Source organism: Cloacibacterium sp., from assembly GCF_047601505.1.
GTDB lineage: Bacteria > Bacteroidota > Bacteroidia > Flavobacteriales > Weeksellaceae > Cloacibacterium.
This window is the reverse complement of sequence record NZ_JASGJD010000001.1, coordinates 1,464,824-1,480,827: the sequence shown is the minus strand read 5'-3', so window position 1 is coordinate 1,480,827 and position 16,004 is coordinate 1,464,824. Positions and strand designations below refer to the sequence as shown.

Here is a 16,004-nt window from a genome sequence, read left to right as displayed (position 1 = left end):
TGATTATAATTTAAAATCCAACATTTAATCCTAGGGAAACTGTTCTGGTGATAGGATAAGTCCCATTATCAATACCATTCACTGGTACTTCTGGATCAAAGCCTGAATACTTTGTCCATGTTATAAGATTTTGAGCAGAAACAAAAACTTTAACAAGATTGAAATTTTGCCCAAAAACACCTTTAGGAAGTGTATAACCTAAATTAACATTTTTAATTTTTATGTAAGAACCATCCTCAATATATCTGTCACTCACTCTTGAGTTTTGATTAGGATCCCCATATATTGCTCTTGGCATAGTATTGCTAGTTCCCTCACCATTCCATCTTGTAAGAACAGAGGCATTTTGATTGGTAATAATTGACATAGATTCTGTGTACATTCTATTGGCATTGAAAATATCATTACCATAACTTCCTTGTAAGAATATAGTTAAATCAAAATTCTTATAATTAAAGGTATTGTTTAAAGAGAAGGTAAATTTTGGGTTAGGATTTCCAATTACTGTACGATCTTTATCATTGATAACACCGTCATTATTAAGATCTTTAAATCTAATATCTCCTGACGCTGTACTTGTTGCTGAATTAGACCCTGGCATCTGAACTGCATGAGCATCTACTTGTGATTGATTTTGAAATATCCCGTCTGTTATATAACCATAAAAAACATTAACAGGATAACCAGCCTGAATTAATCCAATTGCACTATTCAATCCTCCGCTAGCTGTAATAATAGGGGTATCACTATTAATACTTTCAACATTGTTTTTATTATAAGAAAAAACGGCATCTGTAGACCATCTAAAATTATTTTTTACAAAATTCTTAGTAGATAAAGTAACTTCAATGCCTTTATTCTGAATTTTACCTGCGTTAATAGACGGAACATAAACATCTGAATAACCAGAAGTTACAGGCACAGACATTGGTACAAGCATATCATTGGTATTTTTAATATACCCGTCAACAATTAAGCTAATTCTACTATTGAAAATATCTAAATCAAAACCTGCATTATATTGTTCTTGCCCTTCCCATTTTACATTTGGATTAGGCAATACGGTTGGGATAACCGCACTTACATAAGTGTTATTAAAATTATACAGGTACGTATTATATGAAGAAGAAAAAGAGTAATTACCTATCTCTTGATTTCCCGTAATACCATATCCTAATCTAAGTTTTAAGTTATTGATAACTGTAGAGTTTTTCAAAAAATCTTCATTAGAGATTCTCCAAGCCAAAGCTGCAGAAGGAAACCATCCCCATCTATTCGCTAAACCAAATCTTGAAGAACCGTCTCTACGGATAGTTGCTGTAAGATAATATTTCTCTGCAAAGCTATAATTTACACGTCCTAAATAAGACATAATTGCCCACTCTGACATATTACCATGTTGTACAGGCTGAAGAATTCCGTTATCTATTTGTTGTGTATTTTCACTAGCAAATTTCTGTACGGATGCACTTAAATAATTAAATTTATTATTTTGAGCACTACTTCCTATTACTGCATTAATATGGTGCTTACCTATAATTTTATCATAAGTTAAAGTATTATCCCAAAGCAGTGTTATACTTCTATTATCACCTTCATAAAGATAAGAATTTTCCTGTGATTTTACTCCCCAATTATATTTTGGAGACCATGTTCTACTATACCAGATATTAGCTTCAACCCCTCCTAAAGTTTTGAATTTCAAATCCTTAATAACTTCTGCTTCAGCATAGACATTTCCTTGGATATTATAACCTTTGGTAGAGTTTTCAACAATTGTAGCCTTACCAATAGGATTATCTATATCTCCGTACAATAATGGGTTACTTCCTGGTCCTGCCCAATTACCGTTAGTATCATAAATTGGTCTTGTTGGAAGAGAAAGAATAGTTCCTTTGATATCATAAGCACCACTTTTTTTGATATCGTGCTGTAATTTTACACTATTTCCAATTTTAAGAAACGGTTTTACTTTAGTATCACCATTAAGCTGAACAATATATCTGTCATAATCCGTATTAAGAACCACACCTTTTTGATTGAAATAACTCGCAGATACATAAAGATTACTTTTCTCTGATCTATCGCCATAAGAAAGAGAGTAGCTAGATAATATTGCAGGGCTAAAAAGTGCTTTAACCCAATCTGTACCAGAGCCAAGAACTGAAGGATTAGAAAATTCTGGGTTTGTAGTAAGTCCTGCATTAGCAAGAATTTCATTATTAAGTTGTGCATACTGTGAAGCATCCAAAACCTTAATCATATTACTTACACTTTGTACTCCTGTAAAAGTATCAAAATTAAGAGTTCCGCCTTTTGTACCTCTTTTTGTAGTAATCATTACAACACCATTTGCTCCTCTAGAACCATAGATAGCAGTTGATGAAGCGTCTTTAAGAATGTTAATAGATTCTACGTCACTCATGTTAATCTGATTAAGTCCCCCATTAAGAGGCATCCCATCTACAACAATTAATGGATTATTATTCTGGATAGTTCCAGTTCCACGAATTCGGAAAGTAACATTACTCCCGGGCTCTCCGGAATTGATAACGGTTACTCCTGATGCCCGTCCTTGAATTGCTTGCCCAATATCGGCAACTGGTTGATTCCCTGTTTTGTTAAGATTAATTACAGAAACTGATCCTGTTAAATCTTTTGCTTTTGCTTTTCCATAGCCAATTACTACTACCTCTTCTATTGTCTTTTCTTTCAATGTATCAGATTTCTGTGCATATAGGCTTCCAGAAAGATATAAAGCAGCAATTGCAATTGTACTACTCAAATAGTTTGGTTTCATTTATAAGAGATTTTTATTTTATAATTAATTTTTGACCCACGATTTGGTTACCTAAATAAACATTCAGTATATAATTACCCTTTGCAATACCCGAAATATTAATATCACATTGCTTGCAAGTTGTATTTTCAGATTTTATCATCCTTCCGCTCATATCATAAATTTCGTATCTTTTCACTGCATCTTTTTCAGACAAAATAAAAAAGTTGTTTTCTACTGGATTAGGATAAATTTGTATTCCTTTCTTCAAAACATCATTGACAGAAAGAGCATTAGCATCATAAATTTGATAATACAAAGTCATATCATTGAATTTAATATTATAGTTACCCGCAGTTTCAATATTAAATTTGATATTTGCACCACCACCAGTAGTTAACTTTGCAAAACCAGAAAGGCCATTTTCATCTCCCCAATCATTTCCTGACCAATCAGATGTATTAGCAAATTTTAGCTCGTAATTCCCAACTGAAAAATGAATATTATTTTTAGTCCATTCATCATTTTGAAGAGTCATTGGCTGGAGTGCCCAATTGGTAAAACTGCCAGCCACGTTCATATTTTGCTGATGTATTGGTGTAAAAGCGATATTATATTGTAGGGTAATATCATTAAAATCTATGGTATAAGTTCCTGGAGTTGTTATGGTAAAATTAATATTAGAGCCGCCACCTGTTGTTTGCTGTGCTGTACTAGAAAGTCCGTTGGCACTGCCCCAATCCTGACCTGTGAAGTTGTTTGTGTTCGCAAATTTTAATTCATAGTTTCCAGCAAGAAAGACTTGATTTTTGAGTTTCCAAATATTATTTTCTATTATCATAGATTTCATGCTCCAGTTGTTATAAGTACCACCAACATACATTTGTGTATTGTGCCCACCAGTTACATTAAAGCTTTGAAGCTGTGGTATAGCTGCACAGAAACCGTCTCCTCCATTTTGTTTTGCTTGTAGATAGACTGTACCATTGTACCCTGTAAGTTGTACTTGATTATTTACAATTTTTGCCGGCCCCGCATTGACTTCATAAATAATAGGCAGACCAGCGGAAGATGTAGCTGATGGAGAAAATGGAGAATCGTTTGCATCTTTATTCTGAATTGTTGGGAAAGTAATTGTTTGGCTATTACATGATTCTGAAGAATTTTTTGTTAACTTTAAGACAACACATCCGTGCGGAGGCACTGTTAGAGAAATATTACTCATCTTACCCAAATTAGAGTGTTGCCAAAGGTCTCTTACCATCACCTGACCAGTGATGCCAAGTTGGTTTAGAAAATTCATAGAACGCACTTGTGGTGTAGTTTCTCGGTTAAAGAAACCAATAACCCAGTCCCCGTTACTTAGCTGTCCTCTCCAAGTTTGACTATTAACATTGGTAGGATCATTACTTAAAGGTTTCCCTATAAATTTTACTGTATTAAGATCTAATAACTCTGTATTCTGATATAACCAAAGATCATTACCTATAGTATTATATTGATCTGCAATGGTAACAGGACCACCTGCTAAAACATTAAGAGAGATAACACTTCTTTTTTCAGTATCGTTCGCAAAAGTGTTAATTCTGATAAAATCTCCATCTAACTGCACTTTATTGTTTCCTGTAACTTGAGACCAATAGATAAATCCATCAAAAGCAGAATCATACTGTGACCAAGTTGTAAAATGGGTACCACGATTAACATCACTGAATCTATTCCAAGTTCCTTCTAAAGCATCAGAATTAATTCTGAAAAGGTGGCCGTATTGTTTTTCTAGTTCTGCCGTATTGAAAAGATTTGGCATTACTAAGCTAAGGTAAACACCACTGGCATCACACGCTTCTCGCATCCATCTCAAAGCTTTTTCGTATTGGGCTCTCGTCCTTTGCGGACCTACAGTACCTAGATTTCTGTCATAACCAGATTCAAACCAAGACAGAAAATCAACACGCAGATACTTAACTCCCATGTCAGCATAGTATTTAATATATCCTTTTACATATTCTTCAGCACCAGGTCTATCTACTTGTACCCATTTAAACCACATAGCATTTTCATTAGGATCTAGAAGAGAGGATACATTAATATTAGTACCTACAATTTTTTTTGTTGTATCATTAGCATCAACATGTAGCCAAAGTGGATTCTCATAAATACCAAGCGTCATTCCTTTACCTTGCAAATGTTGAGACCACCAAGCAAAATCGTGCTGCCATTTAGAAGAATGGCTTTTTCTGTAACCATTTTCATTGATTTGGCTTACGTCTCCCCAACCGTCTGTACAAACCATTGTATATCCATAAGATTTGAGGTTTTGTTCTAGCCAGTTAATATTATCAGACAGAGCCTGCTCTGTTAAATAATTATCACTTACTCCTTCAAATTCTCTCGTTATATGATATTCATACGGGCTCCAATATAATGGTGACTTATAAGAATTTTGGGATTTACAGAAATTATTTGCTGAAAATAAAATAAGAATTATACAACTAACAATTTTAAAAAAATAATGTTTTTTCATAATGTGAAATATCTAGCATGTTAAACCAATCGTATGTTAACGAAATGTTAATTACGTACTGCTAATATATTTCGGTTTGTTATGAAAAAAAGTTAGATCAAGTTCAATGTAATATTTAAGTAAACATTTTTATATAAATTAAAAACATAAAAATATAAATACCAATAAGTTAAATAAAAAAAGCACTAATAAAAAAGTAAACACTAATGAGATGAAATTGAACCTATTTGCATAATTTTCGTCTCAAAATCATCATTCTCAATCACCGATTTTGTTTTCACCTTACTCTTATAATTATAAATTGTTCTTAAAGAGTATCTCAAAAATTCTGATATTTGATTAGTATCTTTTATTCCAAGTCTTATAAGAGCAAAAATTCTAAGCTCTGTGTTAAGAGTTCCCTCTTTTAAGTTATACACTTCCTCTTTTTTCAAAAGCTTGTTTACTTCATTTACAAAATTTGGGTATATTCTTAAAAATGCTTGATCAAAATTATAATATAATTCATCTAAATCCATTTCTTCATTTTTCTTATCATTAATCAATGATGATAATTTGTCTAACTGTCCTGTAGATAATCTTATAGAAATTAATTTTTTATATCTTTCAAATTTTTCTAAATAGTTTGAATTTTGCCTAATAAAGAAGGCAATATATTCTTCTTTAATATGATTAGCCTCATCTAATTTAATATTTAATGATTTTAAAATTAAATTCTTACTAGACAATTCATTTCTTGATTTAGCAATTGTATTGAGTTGTTTATATATAAAATATACAGTTATGGCAAGTCCAACTAATAGAGCGCTAATTAAAAATACAGACCATCTTAATTTTTCATTTTGATTATTTATGGTAAGCAAGTAAGTTTTTTCAATTATTGGTTGAACCTTACTAATCTGAATATTTCTAAACCTTGCATTATAAAAATTAGCATCTTCTAATGAAGACTGTATATATTTATATGCCCTATCAGTCTCACCTTTTTGATATAAAATACTTGCTAAATCTTGCATAGAGCGATTTTCTTTAGTAGAAGATTCTATATCAGAGATTGCAGAATATATCAAGCACCTTTCCTGAGAATCTATATTACCAAGTTTACCATCTATTACAGCCTTACAAAAGCTCCCTATCGCATGTAATCTAGTCCCTGGTTTTGTAGTTTTCAAAAATTCGTCAATATTTTGACCTGAAAGCTTCCAATTATTATCAATCCTATTTTTATGGCTTAAAAAAAGATAATAAAATGGGTCACTTGGTTTTAACGCTCTATATGCAGAATTATAATAAGCTGCCAATTTACTTTTATAAATTTGACTATATTTACTGCCACTTCCACTATAGTCGAGCAAATTAGAATAAAGGCATTCATAGGCAGAATTATATGAAAAACGAAGCTGTGTAGGAAGAACCTCTGGATTAATCTTATCAAGTATTTCTTTAGATTCTACAAAAAGTCCGGTAGTCGATAACAATACCGATCTTTGTAATAAATTTTTATAAAGCCATGTTTGGTTATTATTTCTTTTTGCAATTTCTTTATTTCTATCTAAATAGATATAAGCTGAATCACACTGATAGCCGAGATACTCTTCAATAATAAGATCATTTAGATTATAAATAGCACTATCATTATTTTTATTTAATAACAATTCATTTTTCAATTTTTGAATTCCAGTCTTCTTTTTTTCTTCATAAAAATTTTTAAGTTTTATTTTTTCATCCAAACTATGTAGTAATTGCTCATTTACATTAATTGTATTATTGTTTTTTTTACAAGAAAAAAATATAAAGAAAACAAATAAAAAAAAATTTAATTTACCTATTTTGAAATCATTCATATATATTGAAATTCTTTCAGCGAATTTAAAAAAGATTCGGTTTAAATGAAAGTTTTAAATTAGAATTTATTATAAAGACTATGATATAGACATAAATTTTTTATCTATAATAAAATAATTAAATTTTAAGTATGTAAAGAGTCTGCTATCGTATCCTTGTAAAAACTGATGTTTTCAAAATAGGTAGAAGAAATCGGCTACAGAAAATTTTTCATAAGAATACAATACAGCTCATCAATAAAATGTCTACCACTAAAAATACGTTTTCATTATTCCAAATTCTTAGACAAAAATATTGCGTGGATAATGGAAGCTTATAAAAAGAAAGGAAAAGATTCTTATATTATCCTAATCGTTTTATTTTCTCATTAATTTTAAGCCTTTCTTTCAAAAATGCCATATCTTCACTCACTTTTTTGTCTAAAATTTTGGCGTAATACTGTGTTGTTTTGATACTTTTATGACCGAGCATTTTGCTGACGCTTTCAATAGGGACTCCATTTGAGAGCGTAACAGTAGTGGCAAAAGTATGCCTGGCAATATGGAAAGTGAGTTCTTTTGTGATTTCACATAAATCTGCGATTTCTTTTAGATAGGCATTCATTTTCTGATTGCTGAGGACAGGAAGTAGTTTTCCTGAAATAACACATATCGGATGTTTTTCATATTTCTTTATGATATCTTCAGCAATCGGAAGCAAAGGTATATGAGAGGCTATTTTTGTTTTCTGACGAGCTGTGAAAATCCATTTATTACCGTCGATTCCGATTCCGATATTGTCTTTTGTAAGACTCCAAGCATCAATGAACGAAAGCCCCGTATAACAACTAAAAAGGAAGACATCACGAACCAAAGCGATTCGCTCTATCTTCAGTTCTTTGTTTTGCAAGCGTGATAATTCTTCTTCATCCAAAAAGCCTCTGTTTACCTCAACAAATTTGGAACTGTAACCTAAAAATGGGTCGTGAAGCATCCATTTATTTGCCAAACATATTCTGATAATTTTACCAAAATTTTTCACATATTTAACCGCAGAGTTGTTGGCACAGGATTTTTCTGTTCTCAGAAAAAACTCAAAGTCATAAATGAATGCGTGGTCTATTTCTGTAATCTCGATATCCGAAATATTAAACTTCCATTTTAGGAATTCTTTAGTATGGCTCAGACAGGTTTTATATCTCGTTAAAGTTCCTTTCGCATATTCTTTTCCCATCAATGCCTCCATTCTGTTATTATGCTCCTGGAAAATCGGAATAAGCATTCGCTTTCTATCATCAATTCCCAAAAGTATATTTTTAATAGTTTCTCCATTAACCTCTTTACCGGAATGGATGAGGTCTTTCTGAATTTCGTAGATTCTTGATTTGAGTATAGCCAAATAGGTATTAAGCGTTCTTGATTCTTCAGAATTGCCTTTCATTTTGTTTTGTTCAGAACTCCATTTATGAGTTTCAACAAATCTTTTGATACTAAATTCTGTTCTTTTGCTGTCAACAGTTACACGCAAATAAATTGGGGATTTTCCTTGGGATGTTGTTTTTGCTCTTTTGATATAAAAGAGAATTGAAAGCTTTGTGTTCATAGTGGTGACTTATAGGTTAAAAATAATTGTGTTGTTTTTTACCTACAAGATGTTCAATTCATAAACGCCCTATTGAATGGCTTTAAGAGAGATTTGGTGTCCCTTTTTTTTGAAAATTCGGTGTCCTTTTTATTTAGGAACACCTCTTTTTTGAGTATGATTTTTCATTTCAAAAAAAGGTCCTAAAATCCGGACTAAAATTCTAAAAAAATAGGTGTCCCTTTTTTTCAAAAAATTTAGAGACCCCTAATTTGACCCCTTTTTTTTGAAAATTATTACCGAAATCTGCAATTTGTGCAAAAAAAAAACCCTTCAAATCACAGGATTTAAAGGGTTTTGTAATAATTTGCATTTCTGCTTGCGATCCGGACGGGACTCGAACCCGCGACCTCCGCCGTGACAGGGCGGCATTCTAACCAACTGAACTACCGGATCAATTTTTTTGAAGTAAATTGATAAAACTTATGCGATCCGGACGGGACTCGAACCCGCGACCTCCGCCGTGACAGGGCGGCATTCTAACCAACTGAACTACCGGATCATTTTTCTTTAAAGAACGTTGTTCGTTTTTCGTGGTTGCAAAATTACAACTTTTATTGATTCCTGCAAATATTTTCATAAAAAAAATGCTTCCCAAAGCGGAAAGCATTCATTTTCAATATATATTTTTTACAAAAATGCATTTAATTTCTCAGCAATAGCTGCCTTAGGTGCTACTCCTACAAATTTATCTACCACTTCTCCGTTTTTAAAAATTAAAACGGTAGGGATATTTCTAATTCCAAATTGCATTGCGATTTGTTGATTGTTATCTACATCTACTTTACCTACTAAAGCTTTTCCGTCATAATCACCATGAAGTTCTTCAATGATTGGACCAAGCATTCTACATGGACCACACCATGTTGCCCAAAAATCTACCAATACTGGTTTATCTGAATTTAATACTAAATCTTGAAAATTGCTGTCTGTTATTTCTACTGCCATAACTTTTATAATATTTTAATTTGTTTTTAATTTTTAATCTTATTTTACGGTACAAATTTACAATATTCTTGCCAAAATCATAAAATTATTGTCTATGCAAAATATATTGATTATCTATAATCCTAATATCTCTACTAAGGCTTCTACAAGCACATTTATGTCTTGTTTTGTAGTTTGATGAGAGAAAGAAACTCTAAGTGGTGTTGTGCTTTGCTGAACCTCTTCTGTAAGAATTTTTGACAGAACAGATGACGGTTTGGCAGCTCCAGAACTACAAGCACTACCTTGCGACACCGCAATTCCTTTAATATCTAATTGCAGCCCTATTAACGGGTTCATAGAAGGTAAAGAAAGGCTTAAAAGTGTATAAAGACTATTCTCCTTTTCTGTACATCTTCCATTAAAAAGAATACCTGGAATTTTCTCTGTAAGTTGAGCAATTGCATAATCTTTTACTTCTTGAATTTGAGCAGAAAATTGCTCCATATGATTTACCGAAATAGCGAAAGCTTTACCAAGACCTGCAATCCCAACCACGTTTTCAGTTCCTGCTCTCAAACTTCTTTCCTGCGTACCACCATGAATTTGAGCTCTAAGGTGCGTTGATTTTCTTATAAAGGCAAATCCAGCACCTTTTGGGCCATGAAATTTATGAGCACTACAACTTGCAAAATCTACCGGAATTTGAGAAAAATCAAGCTTTACATGAGCCATTGTCTGCACAGTATCCGAATGTAAATACGCATTGTTTTCCTTACAAATTTTGGCAGTTTTCTCTAAATCTAGAATATTACCAATTTCGTTGTTAGCGTGCATTAATGTAACTAATGTAACTTTATCTGATGATTTCAAAAGTGCTTCTAACTCGTCTAAATTTACATCTCCCTTTTCATTTAATTTTAGATAAACTACTTCTACTCCATTTCTGTTTTTCACTTCCAAAACAGCCTCATAAACACATTTATGTTCTATTTCTGTAGTAATTATCCTTTCAACGCTTAAGTTTTCCACAGCAGATTTAATAATCAAATTATTAGATTCTGTACCGCAAGACGTAAAGATAATTTCGGCTGGTGAAACGTGTAATTCATTAGCGATTAACCTTCTGTTTTCTTCTAAAATTGTTTTAGCTTCTTGTCCCAAACTGTGTGTAGAAGAAGGATTGCCATAATTAGTCTTCATCACTGCTACCATCGCATCTATTACTTCGTCTAAAATAGGCGTTGTAGCTGCATTATCTAAATATATTTTTTCCATTATAAAGAATTTTAATTAAGACTTATTGTAAAATCTTAATTATTAAAGTTTAAATTCAAAGTGCAAAATTAGTTAAAAAATTGAAAATGACCTTCATGAGCGAAGCTCAACATTGGTTTATCACCAGAAGTATCTCCAAAAGCGATAATTTTATCAAATTTTTCGTTAGAAATCTGTGCTTTTATGCGTTTTACCTTTTCTTCGCCATTATTATTTTTGGTATTGAAGTCTCCTGTGTAAACTCCATCAATAAATTTTGCTTCGGTGGAAAGTAAAATCATACCCATTTTCTTGGCAAAAGGCTTTACCCAAATATCTAGAGAAGCAGTTACAAGATAGCACGTGGTATGATTTCTATCGATTGTTTCTAAAAAATCTAAAGCAGATTTTCTTATAATCTGAGGATAATACTCTTCAAAAAACGAAATCACTTTTCTATTGATTTTTATTTCTCTTTCGCCTTTCAAAATTGAAGCAATAAAGCTTTTCTTCACCAATTCTGCATCCATCAATTTCAACTTTACCAAGATAAAAACTGGAATATGCTTCATAAAACTCCAAAAATATTTTTCGGGGTTATAATACTTCAAGAACAAAAACATAGTGTCTTGATAGGTAAGCGTTCCATCAAAATCAAAAAGATAAAGTTTTTTCATAAATGACGATTGATCCTTAGTGATTGAAAATTATTCACTAAAAAATATTTTAAAGTTTCAATTTTTTAAAAATAAATTCAGGAATATGCTGAATAATAAGCATTATAATTCTCCAAATTGGCAAAACATAAACTACATTTTTTTGTTTTTTATATGCTTTGTAAATACATTCTGCAGCTTGTTTTGGTTTCGCCGTTAATTTTGGATTTAAAGGCAATCCTTCGGTCATTTTTGTTTCCATAAAACCCGGTTTTACGGTCATCACATGAACTTTCTTGCTGAAAAGATAATTTCTAAGTCCGCTAAGATACGCCGTAAAAGCCGCTTTAGAACTTCCGTAGATAAAATTACTTTGTCTTCCTCTATCGCCTGCTACTGAAGACAAACCGATAATTGTACCTTCTCTTTTTCCTTCAAATTTTTGAGCAAAATAATTAATTACAGGCACCAATTTAGCGAAATTAATATCAATAATTCTTTCGGTATTTGCGTTATCATAAAGTCCTTCTTCGGTGCCTTTGCCAAGATAACCTGTGGCACAAAAAAGTAAATTACTGTCTATTTTATCAAAAACATTGTAGTTAATTTCCTTAGTGATATCAAGTTCTATTACTTCAGATTGTTGCAGATATTTTACATCTATATGTTTTGCAAAACGCTCTGTAATCTCCTTGTTGGAAGTAAAAAAATAGATTTTTTCAAACTTTTCTCCAGCATTTAAGGCTTTTTCTACAAATGCCTGTGCAACTTCTGACGTGGAACCTAATATTATCATCTGTGTTGTTTATTAATCTTTAGTTTTCTTAATTTTAGCTTACTTTTTCATTGGTTTAAGCTCCTCTTGCAATTCTTTTGCTCTGTAAAGAAGTAAATTTAGAACTTTCTACATTTTTAAGATAATTGGTAAGCGAAGATTTGCTCATACTGTCTTTTGTAAGATAAATTCTGCCTCCAAATTCTTCAACAATTTTATCTAAATTATTAACCAATTGCACCAATTCTCTATTTAGCTTAAAATCTAAAGCCAAAGTATAACCTTCTATAGGGAAAGAATTGTAAGCCAAAGGATTATTTTTACCAAAAAGTTTTAGAACTGCCAAAAAAGAACCTTGTCCGCTTCTTGCGATTGTTTCCAGAATCTTTTTCATCCCTTCTTCGCCTTTTTCCTTAGGAATCACCATTTGATATTGTATAAAACCACTTCTGCCGTAGATTTTATTCCAATCGTTGATGGCGTCTAAAGGATAAAAAAATGTTTCGTAGTCTATAATATTTTTAACTACTTTTTTTCTTTGTTTATTAAAGAATAAAAAATTAAAAGCTTTTACAGTAAATTTATTCAAAACAAACTTCGGAAAGTAAAAAGGAACTGTAGGACTAAATTTTTTCTTTAACCTGAGAGGTTTATCAGCATATTTAAAGGGAAGTTCTACTTTTAGAGCATGTTCGCCTCTCATTAAGATACTTCTCCCGATATTTTTACCTTTTTGCAAACAATCTATCCAGGCTACGGTATAAGTCCAATCTTCACTTTCTTCAAAAAGTTGAAAAATTTCGTGGAGATTTTCAGCTTTTATACTTTCTTGACGAATGTAGGCTGTTTCTATATTTTTGAGTTTAATTTTTGCAGAAAGAATAATCCCTGTAAGCCCCATTCCGCCAATGGTAGCCCAAAATTTATCACTGTTTTTTTCTCTGGAACAAGTAATGACCACACCTTTTTCGTCCATTAATTTAAATTCAACAACAGACTCTACAAAGCAACCTTCGGAGTGATGATTTTTACCATGAACATCAGAAGCAATGGCTCCTCCTAAAGAAATAAACTTAGTACCCGGAGTAACTCCCAAAAAATAACCTTGAGGAACGGTAACTTCTAGAATTTCGGAAAGTAAAACACCAGCTTCGCATTCTATAATACCATTCAATCTATCAAAACTGATGAATTTATTAAGTTTTGTTGTTGAAAAAATAGCTTCACCTAATGCAGCATCTCCGTAGCATCGTCCGTTTCCTCTAGCGATTACCTCATTGTGTTGAAGCACAAATTCTTTAATCTTTTGGTAATCTTCTTCGGATTTGAACTCTTTTTTTACCACGGGATAATTTCCCCAATTGGTGACCAATTTTTCAAAACTAGGTTTCATGATTTGTTATAAATTAATAGTAAGAAAGTTATTAACCAAAGAGCAATTGTGATTTGTATGTAATGGTCTTTGTAAACAATTTTTGTAGGAGATTCTGTCTTATTGTACACCAAAGTTTGCTGTAAATATCTTAAAAAAGCGAAAACTACAAACAAAACAGTGTAAAAAACTCTTACTCCAAATTTATCTTGTACTTCTGGCGTAAGGGTAAACATAAGATAGCAAATAATGGCTAATGTTACTGAAATAGAAAGTACTATATCTGCAAATTGAACATTATATCCGTCTAAAGCTTTTCTGGTTTTCCCAGAAATGGCAGCATTGATGAGTTCTCCTCGTCTTTTCCCTACTGCTAAAACTAGCGCCAAAACAAAGGTTAACAAGATTGCCCACTGAGAAATTTTAATTCCTGTGGCGTATCCTCCAGCTAAAACTCTCAGCACAAAACCAGTTGCTATAATGAAAATATCTACAATTGCTACGTGTTTCAATTTGAAAGTATAAGCCAAATTCATCACAAAATATGAACCGATAATTACGGCAAATTTCCAGAGATTTTTTTGAAAATATTCTTGCCCTAAAATCACAAAGACGACTACCGTTGAAACTAAAACAACAAATAAAAACAAACCTAATCCTTTAGAAATAGAACCGTTTGCAAGTGGTCTGTTCTTTTTTTCGGGATGTTTTCTATCTGCTTCTATGTCTTTATAATCATTTAGAATATAAATAGAACTGGCAATAAGAGAAAAAGCTACAAATGCAAAAATACTTTTAATTAAAAATTGCGGATGCGTAACATTACCCGAAAAGAAAAGAGGAATAAAAACAAAAAAGTTTTTTACCCATTGTTCAACACGAAGTAGTTTAAGATATTTAATCATCAAGGTTTATATGAAAGACAAATTTAAGAATAAAAAAATAAAAAATCGCCCCGAAAAACGAGACGATTGTCATTATTATATTTAATTAATCTTTACTGACCTTGTTGAGCATCTTTAATCATTTCTTCGTTTGCTGTAATTGCAAATTCCACTCTACGGTTTTGAGCTCTTCCGGCTTCCGTTTCATTAGTAGCAATAGGGTCTTTTTCGCCCATTCCCATTGCGTTTAGTCTGGTTCTGGCAATACCTTTAGAAACCAAATAATCTATTACAGAATTAGCCCTTCTCTGCGATAAAGTAAGATTATACTCGTCTGTACCTTTGCTATCTGTATGTCCGTAAACATTAATATTAGTATCTGGATACTGAACCATTACACCAGCCAATTTATCTAAATTAGACTTAGAAACTGTAGTTAAAGCAGCAGAATTAAAATCAAAATTCACAGTATTTTCGCTTAAAGTAATTTTTATTCCTTCGTTTACTCTTTCTACTTGTGCACCAGGAAGTGCCTCTTTAATATCTTTGGCTTGTTTATCCATTTTATTACCGATAACACCACCAGCAACACCACCCACAATTCCGCCTAAAACAGCACCAAGAGCAGCATTTTTACCTTTGCCAATATTATTCCCTAAGATACCACCAATTACAGCTCCAGAAGCGGTACCAATAGCAGCACCTTTCTGCGTATTATTAGCATTTTGAATAGATTCGCAACTTGTAAGCATCAAAGCTGATGACATAAATAAAGCTGCTATATTTGTTGTATTGAAAATTTTCATAATTAATTTTTTAAATTATTTTTTAGTAAAATTATAGTACACTTTCAAAATTTTTCCTTCGAAAGGTACGTTCTGAACCAATGTAAAAGAGGTAGGCGTTTGATTTTGAAAATCTAAAACATAACCAGCAGTTACATTTTTAGCTTTAACCCCTGCATCAATTACTTTAAAAGAAAATTCTTTATCTTTTGACACATCAAATTTAATAGCTCTAGTTACAGTAGGACAATCTCCACCACCAGCTAAAGCGTAAGAACCCGAGTTGTTATTTGGGATTAAATTCCATTGAGAACTCACAAAACATTGCGCATCTGCTCCTTCATCAAATGGTTTAATCTTATATTGCTTATCATAATCTACACTGGAAATTTCCCAAGATCCTTTTAATTTCATAAAATCAGCTCTTGCATTTTGAGCTTGATTAGCGCTGGAACAAGAAACTGCAAATAAAGTTCCTATCATTCCTGTTAATAATACTTTTTTCATTCTAATGTTTTTTACATATTATGTATTCGTAAAGTTATTAATTATTCTATAAAAAATGTGCCAAAAACAATTT

At 31.9% G+C, this 16,004-nt stretch carries 12 protein-coding genes and 2 tRNA genes; all 14 read right to left on the bottom strand.

The annotated features are described in order from the left end of the window. Positions 1–10 precede the first annotated feature (10 nt). The 14 genes from QM746_RS06970 to QM746_RS06905 all read right to left on the bottom strand — a co-directional run bounded on the left by QM746_RS06970 (position 11) and on the right by QM746_RS06905 (position 15,931). Complete coding sequence (locus QM746_RS06970; protein WP_414983555.1) at positions 11–2,800, bottom strand: SusC/RagA family TonB-linked outer membrane protein; 2,790 nt, start codon at positions 2,798–2,800, stop codon at positions 11–13. Positions 2,801–2,813: 13 nt separating this feature from the next. Next, entirely contained in the window at positions 2,814–5,303 is a 2,490-nt protein-coding gene (locus tag QM746_RS06965; RefSeq protein WP_414983554.1) for a T9SS type A sorting domain-containing protein, read from the bottom strand. A 203-nt stretch (positions 5,304–5,506) separates the two neighbouring features. Further along, positions 5,507–7,147: a DUF6377 domain-containing protein gene (locus QM746_RS06960; protein ID WP_414983553.1), complete on the bottom strand. Its 1,641-nt coding sequence runs from the start codon at positions 7,145–7,147 to the stop codon at positions 5,507–5,509. Between the two features lie 343 nt (positions 7,148–7,490). Then, positions 7,491–8,729, bottom strand: a complete 1,239-nt coding sequence (locus tag QM746_RS06955; protein ID WP_414983552.1) for a site-specific integrase — start codon at positions 8,727–8,729, stop codon at positions 7,491–7,493. 361 nt (positions 8,730–9,090) lie between these two features. After that, positions 9,091–9,164 (bottom strand) — tRNA-Asp (locus QM746_RS06950). 32 nt (positions 9,165–9,196) lie between these two features. Further along, positions 9,197–9,270, bottom strand: a tRNA-Asp gene (locus QM746_RS06945). 128 nt (positions 9,271–9,398) lie between these two features. Beyond that, entirely contained in the window at positions 9,399–9,716 is a 318-nt protein-coding gene (gene trxA, locus QM746_RS06940; RefSeq protein WP_374363682.1) for a thioredoxin, read from the bottom strand. A 114-nt stretch (positions 9,717–9,830) separates the two neighbouring features. Continuing rightward, a complete protein-coding gene (locus QM746_RS06935) occupies positions 9,831–10,973 on the bottom strand; it encodes a cysteine desulfurase family protein (RefSeq protein ID WP_414983551.1) in 1,143 nt (380 codons plus the stop codon). A gap of 68 nt (positions 10,974–11,041) precedes the next feature. After that, positions 11,042–11,629, bottom strand: coding sequence for an HAD family hydrolase (locus QM746_RS06930; RefSeq protein ID WP_414983550.1), 588 nt, complete (start codon positions 11,627–11,629; stop codon positions 11,042–11,044). Between the two features lie 49 nt (positions 11,630–11,678). Further along, a complete protein-coding gene (locus QM746_RS06925) occupies positions 11,679–12,404 on the bottom strand; it encodes an SDR family NAD(P)-dependent oxidoreductase (RefSeq protein WP_414983549.1) in 726 nt (241 codons plus the stop codon). Between the two features lie 55 nt (positions 12,405–12,459). Beyond that, positions 12,460–13,776: an FAD-binding protein gene (locus tag QM746_RS06920; protein ID WP_414983548.1), complete on the bottom strand. Its 1,317-nt coding sequence runs from the start codon at positions 13,774–13,776 to the stop codon at positions 12,460–12,462. Further along, the gene (locus QM746_RS06915; RefSeq protein ID WP_374363676.1) at positions 13,773–14,660 is read right to left on the bottom strand and encodes a decaprenyl-phosphate phosphoribosyltransferase; all 888 of its coding nucleotides are present in this window, start codon (positions 14,658–14,660) and stop codon (positions 13,773–13,775) included. Before QM746_RS06915 ends, QM746_RS06920 begins: the two co-directional genes overlap by 4 nt. 92 nt (positions 14,661–14,752) lie before the next feature. Continuing rightward, positions 14,753–15,445: an OmpA family protein gene (locus tag QM746_RS06910; RefSeq protein WP_414983547.1), complete on the bottom strand. Its 693-nt coding sequence runs from the start codon at positions 15,443–15,445 to the stop codon at positions 14,753–14,755. Positions 15,446–15,460: 15 nt separating this feature from the next. Beyond that, positions 15,461–15,931 (bottom strand): hypothetical protein, encoded by a 471-nt coding sequence (locus QM746_RS06905; RefSeq protein WP_414983546.1) that lies wholly within the window; start codon positions 15,929–15,931, stop codon positions 15,461–15,463. Between the last annotated feature and the right edge of the window lie 73 nt (positions 15,932–16,004).

Excerpts from the sequence above, each read along its gene's own strand:
- QM746_RS06965 (WP_414983554.1), bottom strand. The coding sequence starts at position 5,303 with ATGAAAAAACATTATTTTTTTAAAATTGTTAGTTGTATAATTCTTATT.
- QM746_RS06925 (WP_414983549.1), bottom strand. The coding sequence starts at position 12,404 with ATGATAATATTAGGTTCCACGTCAGAAGTTGCACAGGCATTTGTAGAA.
- QM746_RS06955 (WP_414983552.1), bottom strand. The coding sequence starts at position 8,729 with ATGAACACAAAGCTTTCAATTCTCTTTTATATCAAAAGAGCAAAAACA.
- QM746_RS06910 (WP_414983547.1), bottom strand. The coding sequence starts at position 15,445 with ATGAAAATTTTCAATACAACAAATATAGCAGCTTTATTTATGTCATCA.
- QM746_RS06960 (WP_414983553.1), bottom strand. The coding sequence starts at position 7,147 with ATGAATGATTTCAAAATAGGTAAATTAAATTTTTTTTTATTTGTTTTC.
- QM746_RS06935 (WP_414983551.1), bottom strand. The coding sequence starts at position 10,973 with ATGGAAAAAATATATTTAGATAATGCAGCTACAACGCCTATTTTAGAC.
- trxA (WP_374363682.1), bottom strand. The coding sequence starts at position 9,716 with ATGGCAGTAGAAATAACAGACAGCAATTTTCAAGATTTAGTATTAAAT.
- QM746_RS06930 (WP_414983550.1), bottom strand. The coding sequence starts at position 11,629 with ATGAAAAAACTTTATCTTTTTGATTTTGATGGAACGCTTACCTATCAA.
- QM746_RS06920 (WP_414983548.1), bottom strand. The coding sequence starts at position 13,776 with ATGAAACCTAGTTTTGAAAAATTGGTCACCAATTGGGGAAATTATCCC.
- QM746_RS06905 (WP_414983546.1), bottom strand. The coding sequence starts at position 15,931 with ATGAAAAAAGTATTATTAACAGGAATGATAGGAACTTTATTTGCAGTT.
- QM746_RS06970 (WP_414983555.1), bottom strand. The coding sequence starts at position 2,800 with ATGAAACCAAACTATTTGAGTAGTACAATTGCAATTGCTGCTTTATAT.
- QM746_RS06915 (WP_374363676.1), bottom strand. The coding sequence starts at position 14,660 with ATGATTAAATATCTTAAACTACTTCGTGTTGAACAATGGGTAAAAAAC.